Annotated in this window: 17 protein-coding genes and 1 pseudogene; 10 read left to right on the forward strand and 8 right to left on the reverse strand. The window is 51.1% G+C overall.

Annotated elements, in window-relative coordinates; translation table 11 throughout:
* Genes cyoB through cyoE form a run of 4 tightly spaced genes read left to right on the forward strand, consistent with a single transcriptional unit; the run spans nt 1 to nt 3,851 of the window.
* The gene (cyoB, locus tag REH51_RS13645) at nt 1-2,028 is read left to right on the forward strand and encodes a cytochrome o ubiquinol oxidase subunit I (protein WP_009722389.1); all 2,028 of its coding nucleotides are present in this window, start codon (nt 1-3) and stop codon (nt 2,026-2,028) included.
* Nucleotides 2,028-2,639, forward strand: coding sequence for a cytochrome o ubiquinol oxidase subunit III (gene cyoC / locus REH51_RS13650; RefSeq protein WP_009722390.1), 612 nt, complete (start codon nt 2,028-2,030; stop codon nt 2,637-2,639). The genes cyoB and cyoC overlap by 1 nt, the downstream gene beginning before the upstream one ends.
* A 1-nt stretch (nt 2,640) precedes the next feature.
* Nucleotides 2,641-2,970, forward strand: a complete 330-nt coding sequence (gene cyoD / locus REH51_RS13655) for a cytochrome o ubiquinol oxidase subunit IV (RefSeq protein ID WP_009722391.1) — start codon at nt 2,641-2,643, stop codon at nt 2,968-2,970.
* A complete protein-coding gene (gene cyoE, locus REH51_RS13660) occupies nt 2,928-3,851 on the forward strand; it encodes a heme o synthase (protein WP_498936076.1) in 924 nt (307 codons plus the stop codon). The genes cyoD and cyoE overlap by 43 nt, the downstream gene beginning before the upstream one ends.
* 115 nt (nt 3,852-3,966) lie before the next feature.
* Here the strand turns inward: cyoE and REH51_RS13665 are convergent, their stop codons facing one another.
* From REH51_RS13665 to REH51_RS13685, 5 genes are all read right to left on the reverse strand, one after another.
* Entirely contained in the window at nt 3,967-4,350 is a 384-nt protein-coding gene (locus tag REH51_RS13665; protein WP_009722393.1) for a hypothetical protein, read from the reverse strand.
* The gene (locus tag REH51_RS13670; RefSeq protein ID WP_498936078.1) at nt 4,347-4,907 is read right to left on the reverse strand and encodes a tlde1 domain-containing protein; all 561 of its coding nucleotides are present in this window, start codon (nt 4,905-4,907) and stop codon (nt 4,347-4,349) included. The genes REH51_RS13665 and REH51_RS13670 overlap by 4 nt, the downstream gene beginning before the upstream one ends.
* Nucleotides 4,904-5,407, reverse strand: a complete 504-nt coding sequence (locus REH51_RS13675; RefSeq protein ID WP_009722395.1) for a PAAR domain-containing protein — start codon at nt 5,405-5,407, stop codon at nt 4,904-4,906. Before REH51_RS13675 ends, REH51_RS13670 begins: the two co-directional genes overlap by 4 nt.
* 259 nt (nt 5,408-5,666) lie before the next feature.
* Complete coding sequence (gene pta / locus REH51_RS13680; RefSeq protein ID WP_498936080.1) at nt 5,667-7,850, reverse strand: phosphate acetyltransferase; 2,184 nt, start codon at nt 7,848-7,850, stop codon at nt 5,667-5,669.
* On the reverse strand, nt 7,847-9,031 hold the full coding sequence (locus REH51_RS13685) for an acetate/propionate family kinase (RefSeq protein WP_498936082.1): 1,185 nt from the start codon (nt 9,029-9,031) through the stop codon (nt 7,847-7,849). The genes pta and REH51_RS13685 overlap by 4 nt, the downstream gene beginning before the upstream one ends.
* 153 nt (nt 9,032-9,184) lie before the next feature.
* Here REH51_RS13685 and REH51_RS13690 point away from each other — a divergent pair, with 153 nt between their 5' ends.
* The 5 genes from REH51_RS13690 to REH51_RS13710 all read left to right on the forward strand — a co-directional run bounded on the left by REH51_RS13690 (nt 9,185) and on the right by REH51_RS13710 (nt 13,440).
* Nucleotides 9,185-10,105 (forward strand): EamA family transporter, encoded by a 921-nt coding sequence (locus tag REH51_RS13690; protein WP_498936084.1) that lies wholly within the window; start codon nt 9,185-9,187, stop codon nt 10,103-10,105.
* Between the two features lie 117 nt (nt 10,106-10,222).
* Entirely contained in the window at nt 10,223-10,732 is a 510-nt protein-coding gene (locus REH51_RS13695; RefSeq protein WP_009722399.1) for a porin family protein, read from the forward strand.
* A gap of 300 nt (nt 10,733-11,032) precedes the next feature.
* Complete coding sequence (locus tag REH51_RS13700; RefSeq protein ID WP_009722400.1) at nt 11,033-12,094, forward strand: HlyD family secretion protein; 1,062 nt, start codon at nt 11,033-11,035, stop codon at nt 12,092-12,094.
* The gene (locus REH51_RS13705; protein WP_009722401.1) at nt 12,084-13,154 is read left to right on the forward strand and encodes a DUF2955 domain-containing protein; all 1,071 of its coding nucleotides are present in this window, start codon (nt 12,084-12,086) and stop codon (nt 13,152-13,154) included. Before REH51_RS13700 ends, REH51_RS13705 begins: the two co-directional genes overlap by 11 nt.
* 106 nt (nt 13,155-13,260) lie before the next feature.
* Nucleotides 13,261-13,440, forward strand: coding sequence for a CsbD family protein (locus tag REH51_RS13710; protein ID WP_009722402.1), 180 nt, complete (start codon nt 13,261-13,263; stop codon nt 13,438-13,440).
* 65 nt (nt 13,441-13,505) lie between these two features.
* Here REH51_RS13710 and REH51_RS13715 read toward each other — a convergent pair.
* Nucleotides 13,506-14,972 (reverse strand): annotated as a pseudogene (locus REH51_RS13715) (DASS family sodium-coupled anion symporter).
* A gap of 185 nt (nt 14,973-15,157) precedes the next feature.
* Between REH51_RS13715 and REH51_RS13720 the strand changes: the two are divergent.
* Nucleotides 15,158-16,237 (forward strand): NAD(P)-dependent alcohol dehydrogenase, encoded by a 1,080-nt coding sequence (locus tag REH51_RS13720; protein WP_009722404.1) that lies wholly within the window; start codon nt 15,158-15,160, stop codon nt 16,235-16,237.
* A 127-nt stretch (nt 16,238-16,364) separates the two neighbouring features.
* Here REH51_RS13720 and REH51_RS13725 read toward each other — a convergent pair whose 3' ends face one another.
* The gene (locus REH51_RS13725) at nt 16,365-18,074 is read right to left on the reverse strand and encodes a hypothetical protein (protein ID WP_498936086.1); all 1,710 of its coding nucleotides are present in this window, start codon (nt 18,072-18,074) and stop codon (nt 16,365-16,367) included.
* A gap of 181 nt (nt 18,075-18,255) precedes the next feature.
* The gene (thiC, locus tag REH51_RS13730) at nt 18,256-20,202 is read right to left on the reverse strand and encodes a phosphomethylpyrimidine synthase ThiC (RefSeq protein ID WP_498936088.1); all 1,947 of its coding nucleotides are present in this window, start codon (nt 20,200-20,202) and stop codon (nt 18,256-18,258) included.
* Between the last annotated feature and the right edge of the window lie 8 nt (nt 20,203-20,210).

Consider the following 20,210-nt stretch of genomic DNA (forward strand, 5'->3'; position numbering starts at 1 on the left):
ATGTTTGGAAAACTGACGTTAGAGTCGATTCCGTATCACGAACCGATCATTATGATCGTTGCCGCCATGATGGCGATTGGCGGTGCTGCGCTTATCGGCGCATTAACCTATTACCGAAAATGGGGCTGGCTGTGGAACGAGTGGTTTACCTCCGTTGACCACAAAAAGCTCGGTATTATGTATTTTGTGGTTGCCTTGGTGATGCTGCTTCGCGGCTTTGCCGATGCCATTATGATGCGTACCCAGTTGGCTATGGCTGCTGGTGGGGCCGCGGGTTACCTCCCTCCTGAACACTATGATCAGATCTTTACCGCCCATGGCGTGATCATGATCTTTTTTGTCGCGATGCCGATGGTCATCGGCTTGATGAATCTGGTGGTGCCGCTGCAGATTGGCGCACGCGACGTTGCTTTTCCTTTCCTGAATAACCTGAGTTTTTGGCTGTTCGCGGTGTCCGCGATTCTGGTTAATATTTCCCTAGTAGTAGGGGAGTTCGCCAAAACTGGCTGGCTCGCTTACGCGCCGCTTTCGGGGATAGAGTTTAGCCCTGGTGTGGGGGTCGATTATTGGATATGGGCGTTACAAATATCTGGCATAGGTACGACGCTCACCGGGATTAATTTCTTTGTCACGATCCTGAAAATGCGCACCAAAGGCATGACCATGTTCCGCATGCCTATTTTTACCTGGACATCGCTTTGTGCCAACGTCCTGATTATTGCCTCTTTCCCGATTCTTACCGCGACTATCGCGCTGTTAACCCTAGACCGCTACTTCGGCATGCACTTCTTCACCAATGATTTTGGCGGCAACATGATGATGTACGTCAACCTCATCTGGGCCTGGGGTCATCCGGAAGTGTACATCCTGATCCTGCCAGCCTTTGGCGTCTTCTCTGAAGTGATCGCGACCTTCGCGCGTAAGCGTTTGTTTGGTTACACCACCATGGTATGGGCCACAGTGGCGATCACGCTGCTGTCGTTTATTGTCTGGTTGCACCACTTCTTCACCATGGGGGCTGGGGCTAACGTCAACGCCTTCTTCGGCATTATGACGATGATTATTGCCATTCCTACTGGGGTGAAAGTATTCAACTGGCTGTTCACTATCTTCCGCGGCAGCCTGGAACTGACCTCGCCGGTGCTATGGACCTTAGGCTTCATTATTACCTTTACCTTAGGCGGTATGACCGGCGTGATGCTGGCGCTACCTGCGGCCAACTTCGTGCTGCATAACAGCCTGTTCGTGATTGCCCACTTCCACAACGTGATTATTGGTGGCGTGGTGTTCGGCATGATGGCGGGCTTAACGTACTGGTTTCCTAAAGCATTCGGTTTCACGCTTAGCGAGAAGTGGGGCAAGCGTTCATTCTGGTGTTGGTTTATTGGCTTCTACGTCGCCTTTATGCCGCTCTATGTGTTGAGTTTCTTTGGTGCGGTGCGCCGCATGCAGTCCTACACAAATCCGGAATGGCAGTCGTGGATGATTCTGGCCTGGGTGGGGGCGGTCATCATCATGATGGGCATTGCCTGCACCATTATTCAGTTCTGGGTGAGCATTCGTGATCGCAAGCTGAATGCCGATGTGACTGGCGACCCATGGGATGGCCGTACATTGGAGTGGTCAACTTCCTCACCAGCACCGTTCTACAACTTTGCCCGTTTGCCAGAAGTTGGCGATATCGACAGTTTTTGGTCGCAAAAACAGCGTAGCAACGAGCAGTTGGATGAAGCGCCTTATACCGATATTCACATGCCTCGTAATACCGTGGCAGGGCCGGTTATCAGCTTGTTTGCCCTGGTGCTTGGTTTTGCACTGGTATGGCATATCTGGTGGTTAGCCGCCGTCGGCGCGCTTGGCGTAGCCATCAGCTTCTTAGCGCGTGTTTTCAACGATGACATCGACTACTACGTGCCCGCCGCAGAAGTGGCTCGGATTGAGCGTGAGCACCAGCAGCGCAAAACCACGCCGCCCACCAGTGACTCAACTGATAGTAAGCAAACAAACTATGCGGAGGCGCGAGCGTAATGGCTACCGATACCTTACACCATGGCGCAACGTCTGAGCCCCACGAGCACCATGATGCTAGCGGCACCAAAGTATTCGGCTTTTGGGTCTACCTAATGAGCGATCTGGTGATCTTCGGATCACTGTTTGCTACCTACGCCGTGCTCATGAAGGGCACGGCGGGCGGCCCGACGGCGGCAGATATTTTCGAGCTGCCTTTCGTGCTAGTCGAAACCTTCTTGTTGCTATTTAGTAGCTTTACTTTCGGCATGGGCGTGTTGGCCATGAATGCTGAGCGTGTTGGCCAGGTAAAGGCATGGTTAGCAATAACCTTCCTGCTGGGCGCGGCGTTTGTTGGCATGGAACTCTATGAGTTCCAGCACTTGATTCATCAAGGGTATGGGCCGGATCAGAGTGCATTTCTCTCGTCATTCTTCACCCTGGTGGGTACTCACGGCCTACACGTGACCGTTGGTTTGGTATGGATTCTCGTCATGTTGGTGCAGCTTTCTACCAAAGGGCTAACACCGATGACTCGCCCCAGAATTCTGTGCCTAAGCCTGTTCTGGCACTTTTTGGATATCGTTTGGATCTGTGTTTTCTCGTTCGTTTATTTAATGGGAGTGCTGTGAGATGAGCCATTCTTCATCTAATTCAACTTCTTCCCATGGCAGCGTTAAATCGTATGTGACTGGGCTTCTGCTATCTTTAGTGCTAACCGTGATTCCATTCGCGGTCGTTATGAGCGGTGCGCTAAGCATCGCCACGACGGTGGTCGTTATCGCAGTAACAGCCGTGCTGCAGATTTTGGTTCAGCTGGTCATGTTTATGCATATGAACACCAAAGCCGACGAAGGGTGGAACGTGATGTCTTTCGTTTTCACGCTGACGATACTTGTCTTGGTGGTAGGGGGCTCTTTATGGATCATGCAGCATCTGCATCTCAACATGATGATCGGCTAACGGTGGTGCTTAGCCGTTGGCGTGACCTGCTCGCGCTGACAAAACCAGGCATTATTGGCGGCAATCTCATTGCGACCTTAGGTGGTTATTTTTTAGCCGCCCACGGTACCTTTGATTGGGTCACGTTTAGTACGGTCATGTTGGGTATTGCACTGGTCATTGCGTCTGGTTGTGCCTGTAACAACGTTATTGACCGTGATATTGATGCTTTGATGGCGCGTACGCGCCATCGCCCTTTGGCCAAAGGACGTATCTCTATTACTCAAGCATTAGGCGTTTCGGCGCTGCTTGGGGTAGCGGGCGTAGTGTGTTTGGCGCTGGGCACCAACGGCTTAACCGTGGCATTAGCGGTGATTGGCTGGGGGGTTTACGTTGGGGTGTACAGCCTTTATATGAAGCGGCACTCTGAGTACGGCACGTTGGTGGGCAGCCTTTCTGGGGCGATGCCGCCGGTCGTTGGTTATTGTGCGGTGACGGGGCAGTTTGATAGCGGTGCTTTCATGCTACTGGTTATATTCTGCCTTTGGCAGATGCCGCATTCGTATGCCATTGCGATTTTTCGCTATGCGGATTATCGCCGGGCATCGATTCCGGTGCTGCCGGTGGTGCATGGTATCAAACGGGCAAAACACCACATTCTGGGCTACATCGTCGCGTTTATTCCCGCATCACTTGCCTTGGTGCTGGCGAGCAAAGCGGGCACAGGATATCTGTGCGTTGCATTAGCAATGGGCGGTTACTGGCTGTACTTAGCGCTGTGTGGTTTTCGACTGGGTGATGACGTGCGTTGGGCCAAAAAGGTGTTCGGTGTATCGATTCTGACGATTACTGCAATGAGCTTAGTGATGGTGCTAGAAGCCATGGTGCCGATGTGGGCGTGATGCTTTGCCGCTCATTTAACGATGAAGCCTGATGCTAAACCTAAATACCCCGAGCAATCTGCTCGGGGTATTTTATTTACTTAGGGCACGCTATTTTTGCTAATAATTTTGCTAGCTATCGAATGCCATTAATCGTTATCTTGTTTTTCTTGAAATATGAGATAAAAGAAAAAATAAAAATAAAAATATTGATAAATAGTTCAAGGTAAAAGTATGCTGCATACCACTGGCTGTTGTGCCGTTCATAATACTCTAGGTGAGCTATATGGAATATCTCGTCATTGATTATAAAGTCTACTTCAAGTAATATTAAAATAAAAATTATTACTACATATGGCCAAAATGCCCAAGGTTTCCTTATTTTAGATACAATTAAAAAAGCAATAATTAAGATAATCGAAGTTAATAAAATATCTTGAGGTGTTCTTACTTTGTCTAGAACTTCAGCATGTGCTAATGATGAGTGGATAGTGCTTATAAAAACAACCAATAATTTCATGGTAGCACCTCTACAGGAATGGATGTGATTGACATTCTGATAATTTTTTTTAAGGTGTCAGTATTCTTATCGCCTAGCACCCCTCCGCCTATATCAATGCAGCCCGCAGAGCCTTGAATGGAGCCACCATGAAGGAAAAAATTATCCCTACCGTATAGATCAAATTCAGATCCTTGTTTTGGGTAAAGTCTAATTCTCCAGTCCCCCCAGTCTCCGTGCCTTAGATTTCGGTAAGTTCCTCTTAGTAGTCCTGGGTCGCTTAAGTCCTCTTTTTTTATTACGTAGCTTCCCACTGGTAAAGGGCCTTCCCATGAAGCTCTTTGACATTCAATAGAACTGTTATTCAAACACCTGCCGTTACCCGTTGTGGCATCCATCGTCATAGAAAAGCTGGGCGTGACAATAAATAATTTGCCTAATGAAATGTGGGATTCTAGCCTGACAACCTGCTGCGCGACAACTTCAACCGGAGTAGTTTTTTCATTGCTTGTTGTGACTAGTTCTCCTATTTCTGTTGAAATACCTTCATCAGTTAGTTGAAGTTCTGTATCGCTCATAATGTTTTATCCTCTACTATTAATATTATTTTTATTCTTTCAGGAGATTCATGGTCTTGGACTAAGTGTGTTAAACCGTCTTTGTCAGTTTGGCCATGCTCTTTTATTCCATTGTGACGCACTATGGCATAATTTTGATATGAAAAAGGAATGCCTCGAGGATCGAGGATCCTAATTTTTTCATTATATTTATTTTTTATAATGCTATTTGAATTTGAAAATGAGCTTCTTATGCTGTTGCCAGGTATGCCAGTCTTGCTACTAGAGTTAGCAATAACCTTTCCCCCGCACGATGTGGTGCTGCCATCTATAGCCACAGGCTGACCGTCAACAAGAAACCAATTTAGACCTGATGTGATAGTAGCACCACACGAACATTTATCTCCCACTCTAGCTACCGGCATACCATCCAGGATGCTTGAGGGGGATCCCATTACTATTTTGTGGGGGCCTCCTTTGCAGTTACATGCTAAGAGGTCGCCCACTTTTGCTTGTTCCACAAACCATCTCCTTCTGCATTACTCCGTCCATAACGATATATAGCACCCTTCAATATGTTAAAAATTAACAAAAGAATGGTGTTGTTCTCAGCTTTCTCATTACATTTAATTTTAAATAAATTGCAAGGTAAATGGTCGAGCCTGCTAATTAACATATCTTAATTATTTACGATGCTGGATTTAAATAACAAAACGCCCCGAGCAGTTCATTTACTGTTCGGGGCGTTTTTATTAGTGCGTATAAAGAGTAGCTAGTGGCCTAGCTTTCCCGTTGGCTGGCTTGAATCGCGGTGAGTGCAATGGTGTAAACGATATCGTCGACCAGTGCGCCACGGGAAAGATCGTTCACTGGTTTGTTCAAACCCTGCAGCATTGGGCCAACGCTGACCACACGGGCACTACGCTGTACGGCTTTGTACGTCGTGTTGCCGGTGTTCAGATCGGGGAAAACAAACACCGTCGCCTTGCCCGCGACAGGGGAGTCGGGTGCTTTCTGCTTACCAACGCTTTCAATGGCGGCCGCGTCGTACTGTAGTGGACCATCGATCGCGAGGTGCGGGGCGCGCTCTTTGGCGATGCGGGTGGCTTCGCGCACTTTATCTACATCCGCGCCGGTGCCAGAGTCGCCAGTGGAGTAGCTGATCATGGCGACTCGCGGTTCAATGCCAAACGCTTCAGCGGAGCGGGCGCTTTGTAAGGCGATTTCCGCTAGGGTTTCGGCGTCGGGGTCAGGATTCACCGCACAATCGCCATACACCACCACCTGCTCAGGCAGCAGCATAAAGAAGATTGATGATACCTGATTATATTCCGGTGCCGTTTTGATCAACTGAAACGCTGGGCGCACCGTGTTGGCGGTGGTGTGCACGGCACCTGATACGAGACCGTCGACTTCGTCTAATTGCAGCATCATAGTGCCCAGCACTACATTGTCCTGGAGTTGGGCCTCGGCGGTTAGCTCGTTCAGTTTGCCGCGGCGACGCTCTACCATCGGGCTGATATAGCTGGCCCGGGTGCTCTCAGGATCAATAATCGTGAGCGAATCCGGCAGCGTCAGGCCGCGATGACGGGCAACGCTTTCGATATCTTCACGCTTACCGAGCAATACGCAGTCGGCAATGCCACGCCGCTGACACACAATCGCGGCTTCAATGGTGCGCGGCTCGTCGCCTTCAGGCAATACAATGCGCTTCTTGGCTTGCTGGGCAAGTTTGACGAGCTGATGGCGAAACGCTGATGGGGATAGACGGTGGATGTAGCCACGGCTGAGCTTGGCTTTAAGCCACTCTAAATCCATGTGAGCTGCGACATAACGTGCTACCTGCTCAGCTCGTTCGAAATCGTCCATGGGAATTTCGCTGCTCAACTGGCTCAGGTTTTGCGCCGTGGTCAAGCTGTCGGTTTCCACTGCCAGTACAGGTAGGCCGGTTTTTAGTGCCGGGCGACACATTTCAATCATATTGTCGTTAGGCATGAAACCATTCGTGAGCAGCACGCCCGCTAGCTGAGTGCCGTTCATGGTTGCTAAGGCTGATGCCAGCATCACGTCGTCACGGTCACCAGAGGCGACAACTAAACTGCCCGGTTTGAAAATATGCAGCGCATTGGCAGCACTTCGTGCGCACAGGCTAGTAGAAAGCACGCGACGACTGGCGGCTTCCCCTTCATTGAGCATCTTGGCATTCAGCGCTCGCGCGACATCTAAGGTGCGCGGTGCGCTTAACGTATTGCTGTAAGGCACTACGCCAATCAGGTGAAAGCTGTCTGTTGCTAGCGCTGGCGAATAGCGACGTAGTTCATTGAGTATCGGCTCTTCAAGATGGGGCTTAATCGTGCCGGGTGCTGCAGAAAGGTCGTCCTCCTGACCATAAGGCAGGTTTTTCATGCGCATTAAAATGCCGCCAAGCGTGCGGCTGGAGCTAACGCCACCAAAGCTTCTAGCATGCATGTCCAGCTCTTCGGCAAGTCGCTGCGGCTCGTTTAAATCGCCAGTGCCGACCAAAATGATTCGCGCATTAAGCGCATCTGCCAACTGGGCATTGGTTTGGGTGGCGTAGGTGGTATGTTGGGTAGGAACAACACCTTCTACTACCACCAAGTCTAGAGTACTGCCGTCCCGATAGGCTTGCTGGGGGACCTGCTCAAAGAGCTCAACGACGTTTTCCATCAGCTCATCGGTTTGATCATCGCGCAGTAAACGTTCTAGCCTTGCCTGGGAAATAGGTGACGGCGGGCGTTGGTTTAGCGTGCGCGATACCAGAGCCGTTGAACGATCTAGCCCTGGGCCGTTCAGCTCATTTTGCATAAATGGCTTTAAAAAACCGGCTTTCAGGCCGATGGTATCCAGTGCTTGAATTAACCCCAGGCAAGCGGAGGTTAGCCCGGCCCCCATGCTGGTTGGCACCAGTAATATGGCTTGGGGTTGCTCGGCGGAGTTGTTCATTTAGTCGTCTCCACACAGTGGCGGGTTTCCATGGCAATACGCCCCTCTTCATCAGTTGGAATTACCCACACTTCGGGGCCATTGTGGCCAGCGTTGTCCAACTTGCCTTCTTTGCCGCGAATAGTGGCTTCGTTAGCCACGTCATCTAAACTGAAACGGAAGTGGGACAATAGTGCCAGTACGTCACGGCGAACGATTGGTGAGTTTTCGCCAATGCCACCGGTAAAAATAACGCCATCGAGTTGAGGAAGGGCACAGGAAAGGGCGGCCAGCGATTTAGCAATTCGGTAGCAGAATACCTCTAGCGCGAGTTTGGCACCTTTGTGGCCGGCCAGGGCTTGGTCTTCTACTTCACGCATATCATTGGTCAGGCCGGAAAGGCCCAGTAAACCGCTCTGCTTGTTGAGTACATTATCGATCTCATCCAGTGACCAACCAAGCTGGCGGTGGAGGTGAGCGTGCAAGCCAGGGTCAACATCGCCGCTGCGGGTTCCCATCACTAAGCCTTCTAACGGCGTAAGCCCCATGCTGGTATCCAGGCTTTGATTGTTCCATATGGCACTAGTAGAGCAGCCGTTTCCCAAATGGGCGGTTAACCAACCACCTGCACCGCGGCTACTTAATTTGGCAGCACGCTGACTGACATACGCATGACTAGTGCCATGAAAACCATAGCGACGGATGCCGTGCTCGGTGTACAGAGCTTCCGGTAGGGCGTAGCGGTAGGCACGAGGCGGCAGTGTCTGGTGAAAGGCCGTATCAAACACGGCTACCTGAGGTAAGTCTGGAAAGACGTGTCGGGTGGCGGCAATACCAGCCAAGTTAGCCGGGTTGTGCAGTGGTGCGAGTGCTGCTGTCGTTTCTATCGCGGCTATAACGCTATCGTCAATCATAGCTGCCTGGGTGAAGTGTCCGCCGCCGTGAACAATGCGGTGCCCAACTGCGCCAGGTACTCGACCTTCCAGGCGCTTTAGGATAGCGCTTAGCGCTTCAGCGTGATCAGCATTGGGCAGCGCTTGGGTAAAGCTTTCACCCACGCTGTTCTTACCTTTTAAACGAGCTTCGCTACTGCCTAGACGTTCTGCTAGACCAGCTAAGCGCGGTGCCTGAGGGTCTGAATCAATCAACGCATATTTAATAGACGAAGAGCCGCAATTAATGACCAGCACCGGTGTGTTCATAACAACCTTTGTAAAGTAGTTAGCGTAAAAGAGGGGTAGACCTTAGTATAACATGCTGCGCTGCAGGATATTAGCGCGCTATTTCGTTAGCCTTCATCATAAAATGTCGTCATCCTGCTTGTTAATCTACTGATCGTGAGCCGTTTTGTTCCTATGCCTTCTACGTCGTTACCAACGTTACTGCCTCGCCACCTAGCCATTTTGCTGATGATGTCGGTGGCTACCATGTTCGCAGCCAACCACGTTTCTGCGCGGCTAGCGTTTGATAACGGCACTGGCTTGCTGCTTGCGGTACTGATGCGTTCAGGTGTGGCGTGTCTGATTTTGCTGACGCTGGTCGTGGTTCAGAAAAAGCGGCTTTGGCTTCCGCCCGGCACCTGGCCATGGCAGTTGGCAGTGGGTCTTCTGATTGCCATCCAAAGTGTCAGTCTTTATTCAGCGGTAGCACGTTTGCCGGTGGTCATTGCGCTGCTACTGGTTAACACCTTTCCTATTCAATTAGCGCTATTAAGTTGGGCGCTGGGCGGCCCTCGGCCTTCGCTGCGTAGCTGCCTGATTATGGGCACTATTTTAATCGGGCTGTTAGTAGTGCTTGATATACCGAGCTGGATCGCAGATGCCGATGCCATGGGGCCGGAGTGGTTAGTCGGCATCGGGGTTGGGTTAAGTGCTGCCTTTGCGTTTGCCTGTGCGCTTTGGGTTACTGAGCATCGCTTGGCGAGGGTTGGCAGCACGTTACGTAGCCTGCTGACCATGCAAACGGTATTTATTGTCATGATCGTTGGCGGGTTGCTAGGGGCGGTTCCCGGGGGAATGAGCTTGCCCGATAACAGCGCAGGCTGGACAGGGCTAGCGTTATTAGCCTTGCTATACGGCAGTGCCTTTTCCCTGCTGTTTATTTTTGTGCCACGTCTAGACATGGCGCGTAATGCACCGGTTATGAACTTTGAGCCAGTAGCGTCTTTGCTACTCGGTTATATCGTTTTAGGTCAGATGCTTAGCCCTAGCCAATTAGTTGGCGGGGCAGTGGTCGTTTGCGGCATTGTCGTGCTCAGCCTTTCTAAAGGTCGGTAAACAGGAGAGGAAAAAGGAAATTATATGCAAGCTGGGCCAGCAAATTGCGTTCTCCTTAAGTATGAGCCACAATTAAAAAGTGTAAGGAAACACTGTTTTTTAACTGAGGTTTAACTTATGAAGATGACCGTATTATCACTCACCTCCGCTGCCCTTTTAGTTGGTGCAGGTACTTTCGCGGCATCGGCTCAGGCGCAACAACCCTTCCAGTACCCACAAGGATATGTGGGCGGTGATGCCATGTTTTGGAGCTTGAACCCGGATCGGGGTTCATCCCGCGATGATGTTGGCTTGCGTCTCCGTGGTGGGGCACAGTTCAATGACTATTTCGCCTTAGAAGGTCATTTGGGAACGGGTGGTTCAGATGGTGGTGCCGAGCTAGATCACGTCGCTGGTGCCTATGCGAAAGGTATCATACCCATTGCACCTGAAGTGCGTTTGTATGGCTTAGCGGGCTTCACTGAGGTTGATATTAACAACGACCGTGAAAGCGGTTTCTCCTATGGTGCCGGTGCGGAGATGGATATCAGTTCTAATGTATCGGTAGGCGCTGACTATATGCGTTACCTGGATAAATCTGCCTATGATTTTGATGCTGCCAGTGTAGGCCTAAAGTACCGTTTTTAAGTCAGTAGCCTAGTGCTCACTTAATCTACCAACAGAAATACAGCCCTATCGCTAACCGTGGCGATAGGGCTTTTTTATTGTGCTGAGCAAAGGGGCGACTCCTCGCTGCCGTTAAGGGTGTCTCTTTAGCATAAAAGATGAAGTATCGAGGGCTAATTACTGAGACGACCCCATCGAGTGATTGATCGCAGTGAAAATATTGTTAGCGTGCTAATGTTTTTGTTAGACTAAAGTATTCCATCTAACAATATCTCCAAGCGGCGACATAGCCGCTTCGGTGCTCGTCAATGAGAAGTCTCTATGTCTCCTGATCAACGCTTTACTCGCTGGGTGAAAATAGCCCTGGCAATGTTTTTACTGCTGTTTGTTTACTTCCTGCTAGCCGATAGCTTCATGCCTATGACACCTGAAGCGCGGGCAATGCGCCCCGTAACGCGCATTGCTCCTGAGCTAAGCGGCCCCGTGCAAGAAGTCGTGGTGGGCGATCATCAGCAGGTAACCCAGGGGGATGTGCTGTTTCGCTTAGACCCATCTCCCTTTCAAATCGCCCACTCCCAAGCCCAATTAAACCGGGAACAAGCGGAGCAAGAAAACGCCCGCTTGAATGCAGAGCTGGCGGCTGCCAGGGCATCGCTTTCCTCGGCGCAGGCCACTTTCGATGAGCACAGCGGAGAGCGCCGCCGTGCTGAAGCACTTCTTGGGCGGCAGGTGATTTCTCGTCAGCAGTACGAACAGCAGGCAGCGGCCGAACATACCGCGCAAGCGGCTGTGGCGTCTGCCCAGGCACAGATTGAAAGTTTAGAGGTACAGCTGGGAGAAGAGGGCGACGATAACTTGCGTCTTCGCCAAGCCAATAATGCCCTTGAAAAAGCTGAGCTGGATTTAGCCCATACGGTGGTAAAAGCGCCAGAGTCCGGTGTGATCACTAATCTTCAGCTACAGCCTGGCCACTATGTGCAGGCGGGGCAACCGGCGGTAGCGCTGGTCGCGAGCACGGTAGAGATAGTGGCTGATTTTCGTGAAAAGAGCTTGCGCCATGTTGCGCTTGGCGATGAAGCAAAAGTGGTATTTGATGCGTTGCCTGGGCGCATTTTTGAAGGGCATGTCAGTGCCTTTGATGCTGGCTCCCGTGCAGGCCAGCAGGCAGCGGATGGTCAACTTGTGGATATTCCTGCTTCAGATCGTTGGGTGAGAGATGCGCAACGTGCGCGTATTCATGTGGCGATAGATACGCCGTTGTCTGAGCTGCCCCCGAGTGGTGCACGAGCAACGGTGCAACTAGTACCGGGCGAGCATGGAATGGCTAAGCCGTTTGCGTGGTTGCAGGCGCACCTGATCAGTTGGCTGCACTATGTTTATTAAAGCGATTATTAAAAAGACGCCTGTAGTCGCTGTTAATAAGCCAGCGCTCTCTCAAAACGGCCTGCGCCAGTGCCTGCGGGTGGCGGGAGGTGGTTCGCTGGGTTTTATTATTAGCCAATTGATGGGCTGGAATTATGGGGTGTTTTTTACCGTTTTTCCGATGTTCTTGTTGGGAATGGTGCCCATTTTAAATGGCGGCATCATTCGCCAGTTTTTGGCGAACGTTAGCTTGAATGCTCTGGAAGTCAGCGTGGTGGTGGGGCTTCTAAAGCATATGCCGGTAGTGATGACGCTGGTCGTACTAGGTCTGTTTTTGCTGCGCTTCAATCTAATGGCAAAAGGCCCGCTGTTTCTGTTTGGCGCGAATGGCGTGTTGACGCTAAGCATATTGCTGCACTTTGCTAGCTACCCAGGTGTTGATTTAAGCGATCTCTTGGCGAGTAATATTATGGCCAGCTTACTGGCGGTATTTATTGCCATGTTGATGCATACGCTATTTCCCGATATTGAACCCCGCCAGCTACCACCGCGTGTTGCAAAGCCTGCAGCCCAAATTCGCCATGAAACATTGATGGGCGGCATTACGGCCACACTCTCGTTCGTAGTGTTCCAAATGTTTGACCTACGCGATTCACTGTCAGCGCAAATGGCCACCATTCTGATTCTGTTTGCTTTAGGTTATTCCGGGGCTCGCGTGTCGGCAGGTAAGCGAGCAATCGGCACGCTACTGGGCTGTAATCTGGCGCTGGCAATGCAGCTATTGCTTTACACTCAAAGCCATCATTTTTTGCTGGTGATTTTGCTCTATTGGCTGGGGTTAATGCTGTTTGCTAGAGAACATATTTTGGAAGGTGGCGGCTCAGGCATTGGCTTTGGAGGGCTGACAACGTTAGGTATTCTCTTTGGCCAATCGCTAGGCCCACAGCAAGACCTTGTTTATAGTGCGCTTTATCGGTTTTCTTCGATGAGCGTCGCGTTAGTGAGCACCTTATTGATAATGGCTTGTTTGCACTGCTTGCTAAATTGTTGGGAGCCAACGCGCCTGTCTAAAAGTAATTGAGGTAACTTTTCTAACAAAGGCTACGCTAGTAAAGGAGTCGCCATCCAAAGTAAGTATTCACTTAGTGAGCGACATCATCCCCACTAACGGATTAGAGGTGTTCGTCATGGCAAGTGGCAAAGAAGATAAAGTGAAAGGCACCGCCAACAAAGCCGCCGGAAAAGCGAAGGAAACAGCGGGAAAAGTAACCGGAAGTAGTAAAACAGAAGCTAAGGGTAAAGCCCAACAAGCAAAAGGCGAACTGCAAAAAGGTAAAGGTGAGGCCAAGGAAAAGGCTAAGAAATAACGCCTAGCCAGGGCATTATAAGACCAGCAGAGGCCAATAGCCTCTGTTGGTTTTCAGGCAATAACTCAGTAGTGGCCAAGCAGCTTCCACCACAAACCACCGACGACTACCCAAATGAGTAGGTTCACCACGCTCATAATGAAACCAGCTTTCCACCACTCTCCCAGCGTTAGGTAGCCTGAGCCAAAGATGACTGGTGAGGTGCCTGTGGCGTAATGGGTTAAGGTCATCATAATCGAAGACGTGCCCGCCATAATCAGCACAAAAGGCATAGGCGGGGCGCCGAGGCTTAATCCAACGGTGAGAAATGCTGCCATCATCGCGGTGATATGCGCGGTCGTGCTGGCAAAAAAGTAATGGGTATAAAGAAAGGTGAGTACCAGAAGTGCAGAGGCTCCGGCCCAACCAATCCCCATCATGGTAATCCAGCTTTGCATATTCGCTGAAAACCAACTAATAAGGCCTGTTTCGTTAAGTTGGCTAGCCATCATGATAAGTGCACCAAACCACAATAGCGTATCCCACGCATTTTTCTCTTTCAGCACATCTTCCCAGGTCAAAACCCCTGTTAGCAGTAGTAGCGACAAGCCAATAAACGCAGACGTGGTGGTATTAAGCGTGACTGCATCTCCCAGGAATATCGCTGGGATATCCGCCCAAAGCAAAAGCAGCACTAAGAAAACGAACAGCATGATGCCTTCGTTTCGGCTTAGCTTTCCTAGTTCGGCCAGTTTGTCTCTCGCTAACTGGGTGGCATTCGGGGTTTCTTTAATTTCCGGTGGGTAAAGCAAGTACAGAATGTACGGCATCGCCAGGATGGCGACCAAGCCCGGCAGCAGCATGGCGACCGCCCAGGTTAACCAGCTCAGCTGTATTTCCGCCCCAGTGGCGGGTGAGATAAGTTGAACGGTTAATGGGTTAGGAGCGGTGGCGGGGATGAACATAGCCGAGGTGATGGGGTTGCTGTGGTAATTCACCAGCGCTAGATATTTGCCGATTTTACCAGACGTGTTGTCTTCAGGATGTGAATCAAAACTATGGGCAATCGAGCGCATAATGGGATGAATGATACCGCCACCCCGCGCTGTATTACTTGGTGTGACAGGCGCAATTGAAAGCTCGGAAAAGGCGAGGCCATAGCCAATTCCCAACGTGCGTTTGCCAAAAATCGAGATGAAGTATTAGCCAATACGTGCACCTAGGCCAGTTTTAATCAACCCGCGTGAAATCATAATCGCAATGGCAATTAACCAGATAAGTGGGTTGGCATAACTACTTAAGGCGACACTGATGGCTTCGCCTGGCGTATCACCGGTCACACCACTTGCCGCGACAATAGAAATCGCAATCACAGAGATTGCCCCAATAGGCATGGCTTTGCCGATGATAGCGACAATAGTGCCGACAAATATTGCCAGCATGAGCCAAGCGTTTGGCGTCAGCCCTTCTGGCAAAGGAATTACCAGCCAAATAAATAGGGTGGTGGCCACAGCGATTGCGGTCGACCAGGGTTTGAAAGGTAGTGTCGACATGATGGGTACCTATAGATTGAAACAGCTGCTAGCGGTGCACTTGGTATAAATAAGATAGCGCGGTAAATGCTATTTAAGTCTATATATATCTAATGTATCTCTCATTGTTCCACGTCAATTGCTGTTCCTTAATCTAGTGGGCTCAATAGTGATGGGGTATAACTCACTTAAATAGGAGCCGTTACATGCCTACCATGATGAAAGCCGCTATTTTTGTTGAGCCTGGTCGGATTGAAATTGACGACAAGCCCATTCCCGAAATTGGCCCTAATGATGCGTTGATGCGTGTGACCACTACCACAATCTGCGGCACCGATATTCATATCCTCAAGGGTGAGTACCCTGTTGAACGAGGCTTAACCATCGGCCATGAGCCGGTGGGCGTGATTGAAAAGTTGGGTGCCAATGTGAAGGGGTACCAAGAGGGCCAGCGAGTCATCGCCGGAGCGATTTGCCCCAGTTTTACCTCCTATGCCTGCCAAGATGGTTGTTCCTCGCAAGATGGTGGTCACCATAGTCATGGGTACAAGCCGATGGGCGGCTGGCGCTTTGGTAACACCATCGATGGTGCCCAAGCTGAATATCTATTGGTGCCCGATGCCCAGTCCAATCTCTCGCCCGTGCCAGACGGCCTGACCGACGAACAAGTGCTGATGTGCCCCGACATCATGTCGACCGGCTTTGCTGGTGCTGAAAAAGCGGGTATTAATATTGGCGACACGGTGGTGGTGTTCGCTCAAGGCCCGATTGGGCTATGTGCGACAGCAGGTGCACGGCTGCGCGGGGCCGGGATGATTATTGCGGTAGACGGTGTCGATGAACGTTTGGCAATGGCCAAGCAGATGGGCGCTGATGTGGCGCTGGATTTTCGTAAGGTTGATGTAGTGGAGGAGGTTCTAAAGCTGACAGGCGGGCGCGGTGTTGATGTGGCCATTGAGGCACTCGGCCTGCAGCAAACCTTTGAATCTGCCTTGCGGGTGTTAAAGCCCGGCGGCACGCTGTCGAGCCTGGGCGTTTACTCTGAAGACCTGACGATTCCGCTGGGCGCTTTCTGCGCTGGCTTGGGTGACCACAAGATCATTACGTCATTATGCCCCGGCGGGAAAGAGCGCATGCGCAGGCTGATGAGCATCATTGCTGCAGGGCGATTAGATCTTGGTCCCATGGTCACGCACCGCTACGCGTTAGAGAACATTGTTGATGCCTACGATCTGTTTTCCCACCAGCGCGATGGTGTATTGAAAGTGGCCCTTGAGGTCTCATAGCGCTTAAGTAAGTTCAAGAGCCATCCATACACGCCACCTTTATCAGTGTCGCTGCCGACGAAAAACTCGCTAACGATTACAGCGGTAACTAAAAGCGAGTTTTTCGGAGCAAAAGCGTAGCCCGTTTTTATTTCAGTTCCAGCGAGAAACTCATTTCAACGCCAGCATCATCCACTCTGAACCAGTACTCCATGTTCTTGTAGATGTCGCTATATTGCCTGAGCAGATCAATATCAGACTCTGACATATCACTTTCTGGTATCTGTTCGACAATATCAGCCAGCGAATGATAGAACTCACCTGTTAAGTGGCCATGAAGCAGCAAGTTACGCTCTGAAACAGGGGCCTGCAGTTCTGCCTGGAGTGCCTCGGAATCGCTGATGCCAACGCCCAGAGAAATTGCGCTTTCAGACATGGCCGCGTAGAGCTCTGGTGAGTCCGGTGGCAGCATCATGCTCTCAATTCTTTTGGCTTTTCCACCGGGTTCAAGTCCAAGTGCCCCTAAATCAGGCGCGAACGCGCTTGCTGTAGACAGCAGTGCAAGCGGGTTTTGTGAAGCGAGGGTCAGAAGACCAGTACCGGTGGGTTCGCCATCTTTCATGGTAAGGCTATTAAAGCGAGCCCTGAAGCCAGAAAGGGATGGGCCAATCATCATGGCGACAGGATTGTTGATCGCCATATTGATCTCATTCCAGGTGCTGTTTAATTCCTGAAACTCATCACAGCTGAAGGGGTTTTGACGCACTTCCTGAGCATACTTCTGAACAGTTTGCATCAGTACCGGTAGATTCAGGCCTAGCCCAAAGCTGGCCATGCCGTCTGTGCTACCAAGGCCTGGAACCTGAGCGGTCATTGCACGAAGGTCGCTGACAATAGCCTCATCGGTTTCCAGAATGAGGTTCATCTCCATGTGGTCGAGATTATACTCACGCATGCCCATCACAAGGCTGGGGAAGCGACTGGTGATGCGGTCAATATCTGCTTGGCAGGTGGATAGATCCAGCCGCTCTGCATCAGCCGCGTCCAACAGTGCCTGAGTACCTGAATGCGTGGGTGTGCTCAGCTCACTAAGCAGTCGTGAAAAGTGGATTTGCCCGGCACCGTAGGGGGTGAAGCCATGGCGCTGCTCAAGCTCAACCAGAGCACCGGTATCACCGATGTTGCTGTCAGGCAGGGTGTTACCCAGCACCTTTGATAGCAAATCATCGCTGGCATTCTCAGGCACCATAGATATCAGCAGTTGCTTATCGATAATGGCCATGATTGCTTTAATCGGACCATCTTGTGTCAGCACCGAGTACTCTTTTCCATCTGTTGTGGCCGTACTCGGGTTGATATCTGCATTGGTGAGGATGCGCTGCAGCGTTTCGCGGAAAGCGTCTTCATCCTGCAATTCCATACGTAGAACGGGCAAGATACCCAATCCGTATAAAGCAACCTGAGAGCTCATCTTAAAGCCCAGTGCATGGATATCATCGAGTGTTTCAACATCGACAAATTCTTCACCCATAGCGATCAACAGCGACATCAGTGAATGCAACACGTCATCGTCTATTTCGTGCAGCATGTCGCGCAGTTCATCCAAGTCAGCTTCCAGATTACCCTTGGGCTGCATGCGCTGGTAAAGAGCAAAGGCATCTTGTTCAGACATTGCTTCACGTGTTGCCACGAAATAGGGGGAATCGGCGGGGATATATTTCAGCATGATGGCTGAAAGATTTTTCGGCGCCTCCTGCTGTGCGTCTGTTTCTATTGGTGCGTTATCGTCGCCACAGCCACTCAACACGCCAGCGCTGAACAGGGCAAGAGAAATAGCTATGGAAAGCTTGGCTTTCATGTGAAGTCAGTCCTTTGAAAGATGTTGGCTTTAAATTGAGCATTTTGTATAGGATTATCAGTGAATGATAATCATACACAACTTAAATTAAATTAACCTCTCCTTGGTTAAAAAAATGGCCCTTGAGGTCTTATAAGACCCAAGAGCCACTTGTTAGTAGCGAAACTTGCAGGCTGCTATTTTAAACTTCTTGATATAGCTCGCTGCCTTCGCGGCGGAACTTCTCTGCTTGCTCCTGCATGCCACGCTTGACTGCCTCAGAATCGCTTTCAGCGGCATTTTCCGGTGTGCGATCTCGGTAGGTATCGCGCACTTCCTGGCTGATCTTCATGGAGCAGAACTTCGGCCCGCACATGGAACAGAAGTGCGCCACCTTGGCGGAATCTTTCGGCAGGGGTTCGTCGTGGAATTCACGGGCGGTATCTGGGTCTAGGCCCAGATTGAATTGGTCTTCCCAGCGGAATTCAAAGCGTGCCTTGGAAAGCGCGTTATCGCGACGTTGTGCCGCCGGGTGACCCTTGGCCAAGTCTGCTGCGTGGGCAGCAATCTTGTAGGTGATGATGCCGGTTTTGACGTCATCTTTATTCGGCAGGCCCAAATGCTCTTTCGGCGTCACATAGCAGAGCATTGCACAGCCAACCCAGCCGATCATGGCTGCACCGATGCCCGAGGTAATGTGGTCATAGCCGGGGGCGATATCGGTGGTCAGTGGGCCGAGGGTATAAAAAGGTGCCTCATGGCACGCCTCAAGCTGCTTATCCATGTTCTCTTTAATCAGGTGCATGGGCACATGGCCAGGGCCCTCGATCATCACCTGAACGTCGTGTTTCCAGGCAATCTTCGTCAGCTCACCCAGGGTCTCCAGCTCAGCGAACTGTGCTTCGTCGTTGGCATCGGCGACTGAGCCGGGGCGCAGACCGTCGCCCAACGAAAACGCTACGTCGTACTGCTTGCAGATCTCACAGATCTCTTCGAAGTGGGTATACAGGAAACTTTCCTGGTGATGATACAGACACCATTTGGCCATAATGGAACCGCCACGGCTGACAATGCCGGTCACCCGGTTGGCGGTTAGTGGCACATAGCGCAGCAGCACACCCGCGTGAATGGTGAAGTAATCCACGCCCTGTTCAGCTTGTTCAATCAAGGTGTCGCGGAACACTTCCCAAGTCAGGTTTTCGGCAATGCCGTTGACCTTCTCAAGCGCTTGATAGATCGGCACGGTACCAATCGGCACCGGAGAGTTGCGGATAATCCACTCACGGGTCTCGTGAATGTTCTGGCCAGTGGAAAGGTCCATGATGGTGTCCGATCCCCAGCGGATACCCCAGGTCATTTTGTCGACTTCTTCTTCAATCGACGAGGTAACTGCCGAGTTGCCCAGGTTGCCGTTAATCTTCACCAGAAAGTTACGGCCAATAATCATCGGCTCGGATTCTGGGTGGTTGATATTGTTGGGGATGATCGCGCGGCCACGGGCGACTTCGTCGCGCACAAATTCCGGCGTGATCTCTTCCGGCAATTTTGCACCAAAGCTCTGGCCAGGGTGCTGGTGGCCAAGAATACGCTCCACTTCAGCGGTGCCTAACGTTTGGCGGCGCTGGTTCTCGCGGATGGCAATAAATTCCATTTCAGGAGTAATAATGCCCTGGCGCGCATAGTGCAGTTGGGTGACATTCTTACCTGGTTTTGCCCGGCGCGGGGTGCGCGTTAAATCAAAACGCAACTGAGCAAGCGTTGGGTCGTTAGCGCGGCGATTGCCGTACTCACTGGTGGGGCCGTCAAGGAACTCAGTATCGTTGCGCTCTTCAATCCAGGCGCGGCGCAGGGCGGGTAAGCCTTTGCGTAAATCATTGTTGGCGGCTGGGTCGGTATAAGGGCCAGAGGTGTCGTACACCAGTAGCGGCGGGTTCTCTTCATCAATGCTGCTGGTTTTAGTCGGCGACAGAGTGATTTCCCGAAACGGCACGCGGATATCGGGTCGTGAGCCTTCAACGTACACCTTGCGCGAGGCGGGCAGCGGTTGAATGGCGGCCGCATCGACCTGGGCAGTTTCGGCTAAAAAGTGGCTGGTGTTACTTTTTGAGGTCTTAGTTTTTAAAGTTTTAGTTTCTAAAGTCTTCGTCATGACGGTCG

It is taken from the genome of Halomonas bluephagenesis (assembly GCF_054790765.1).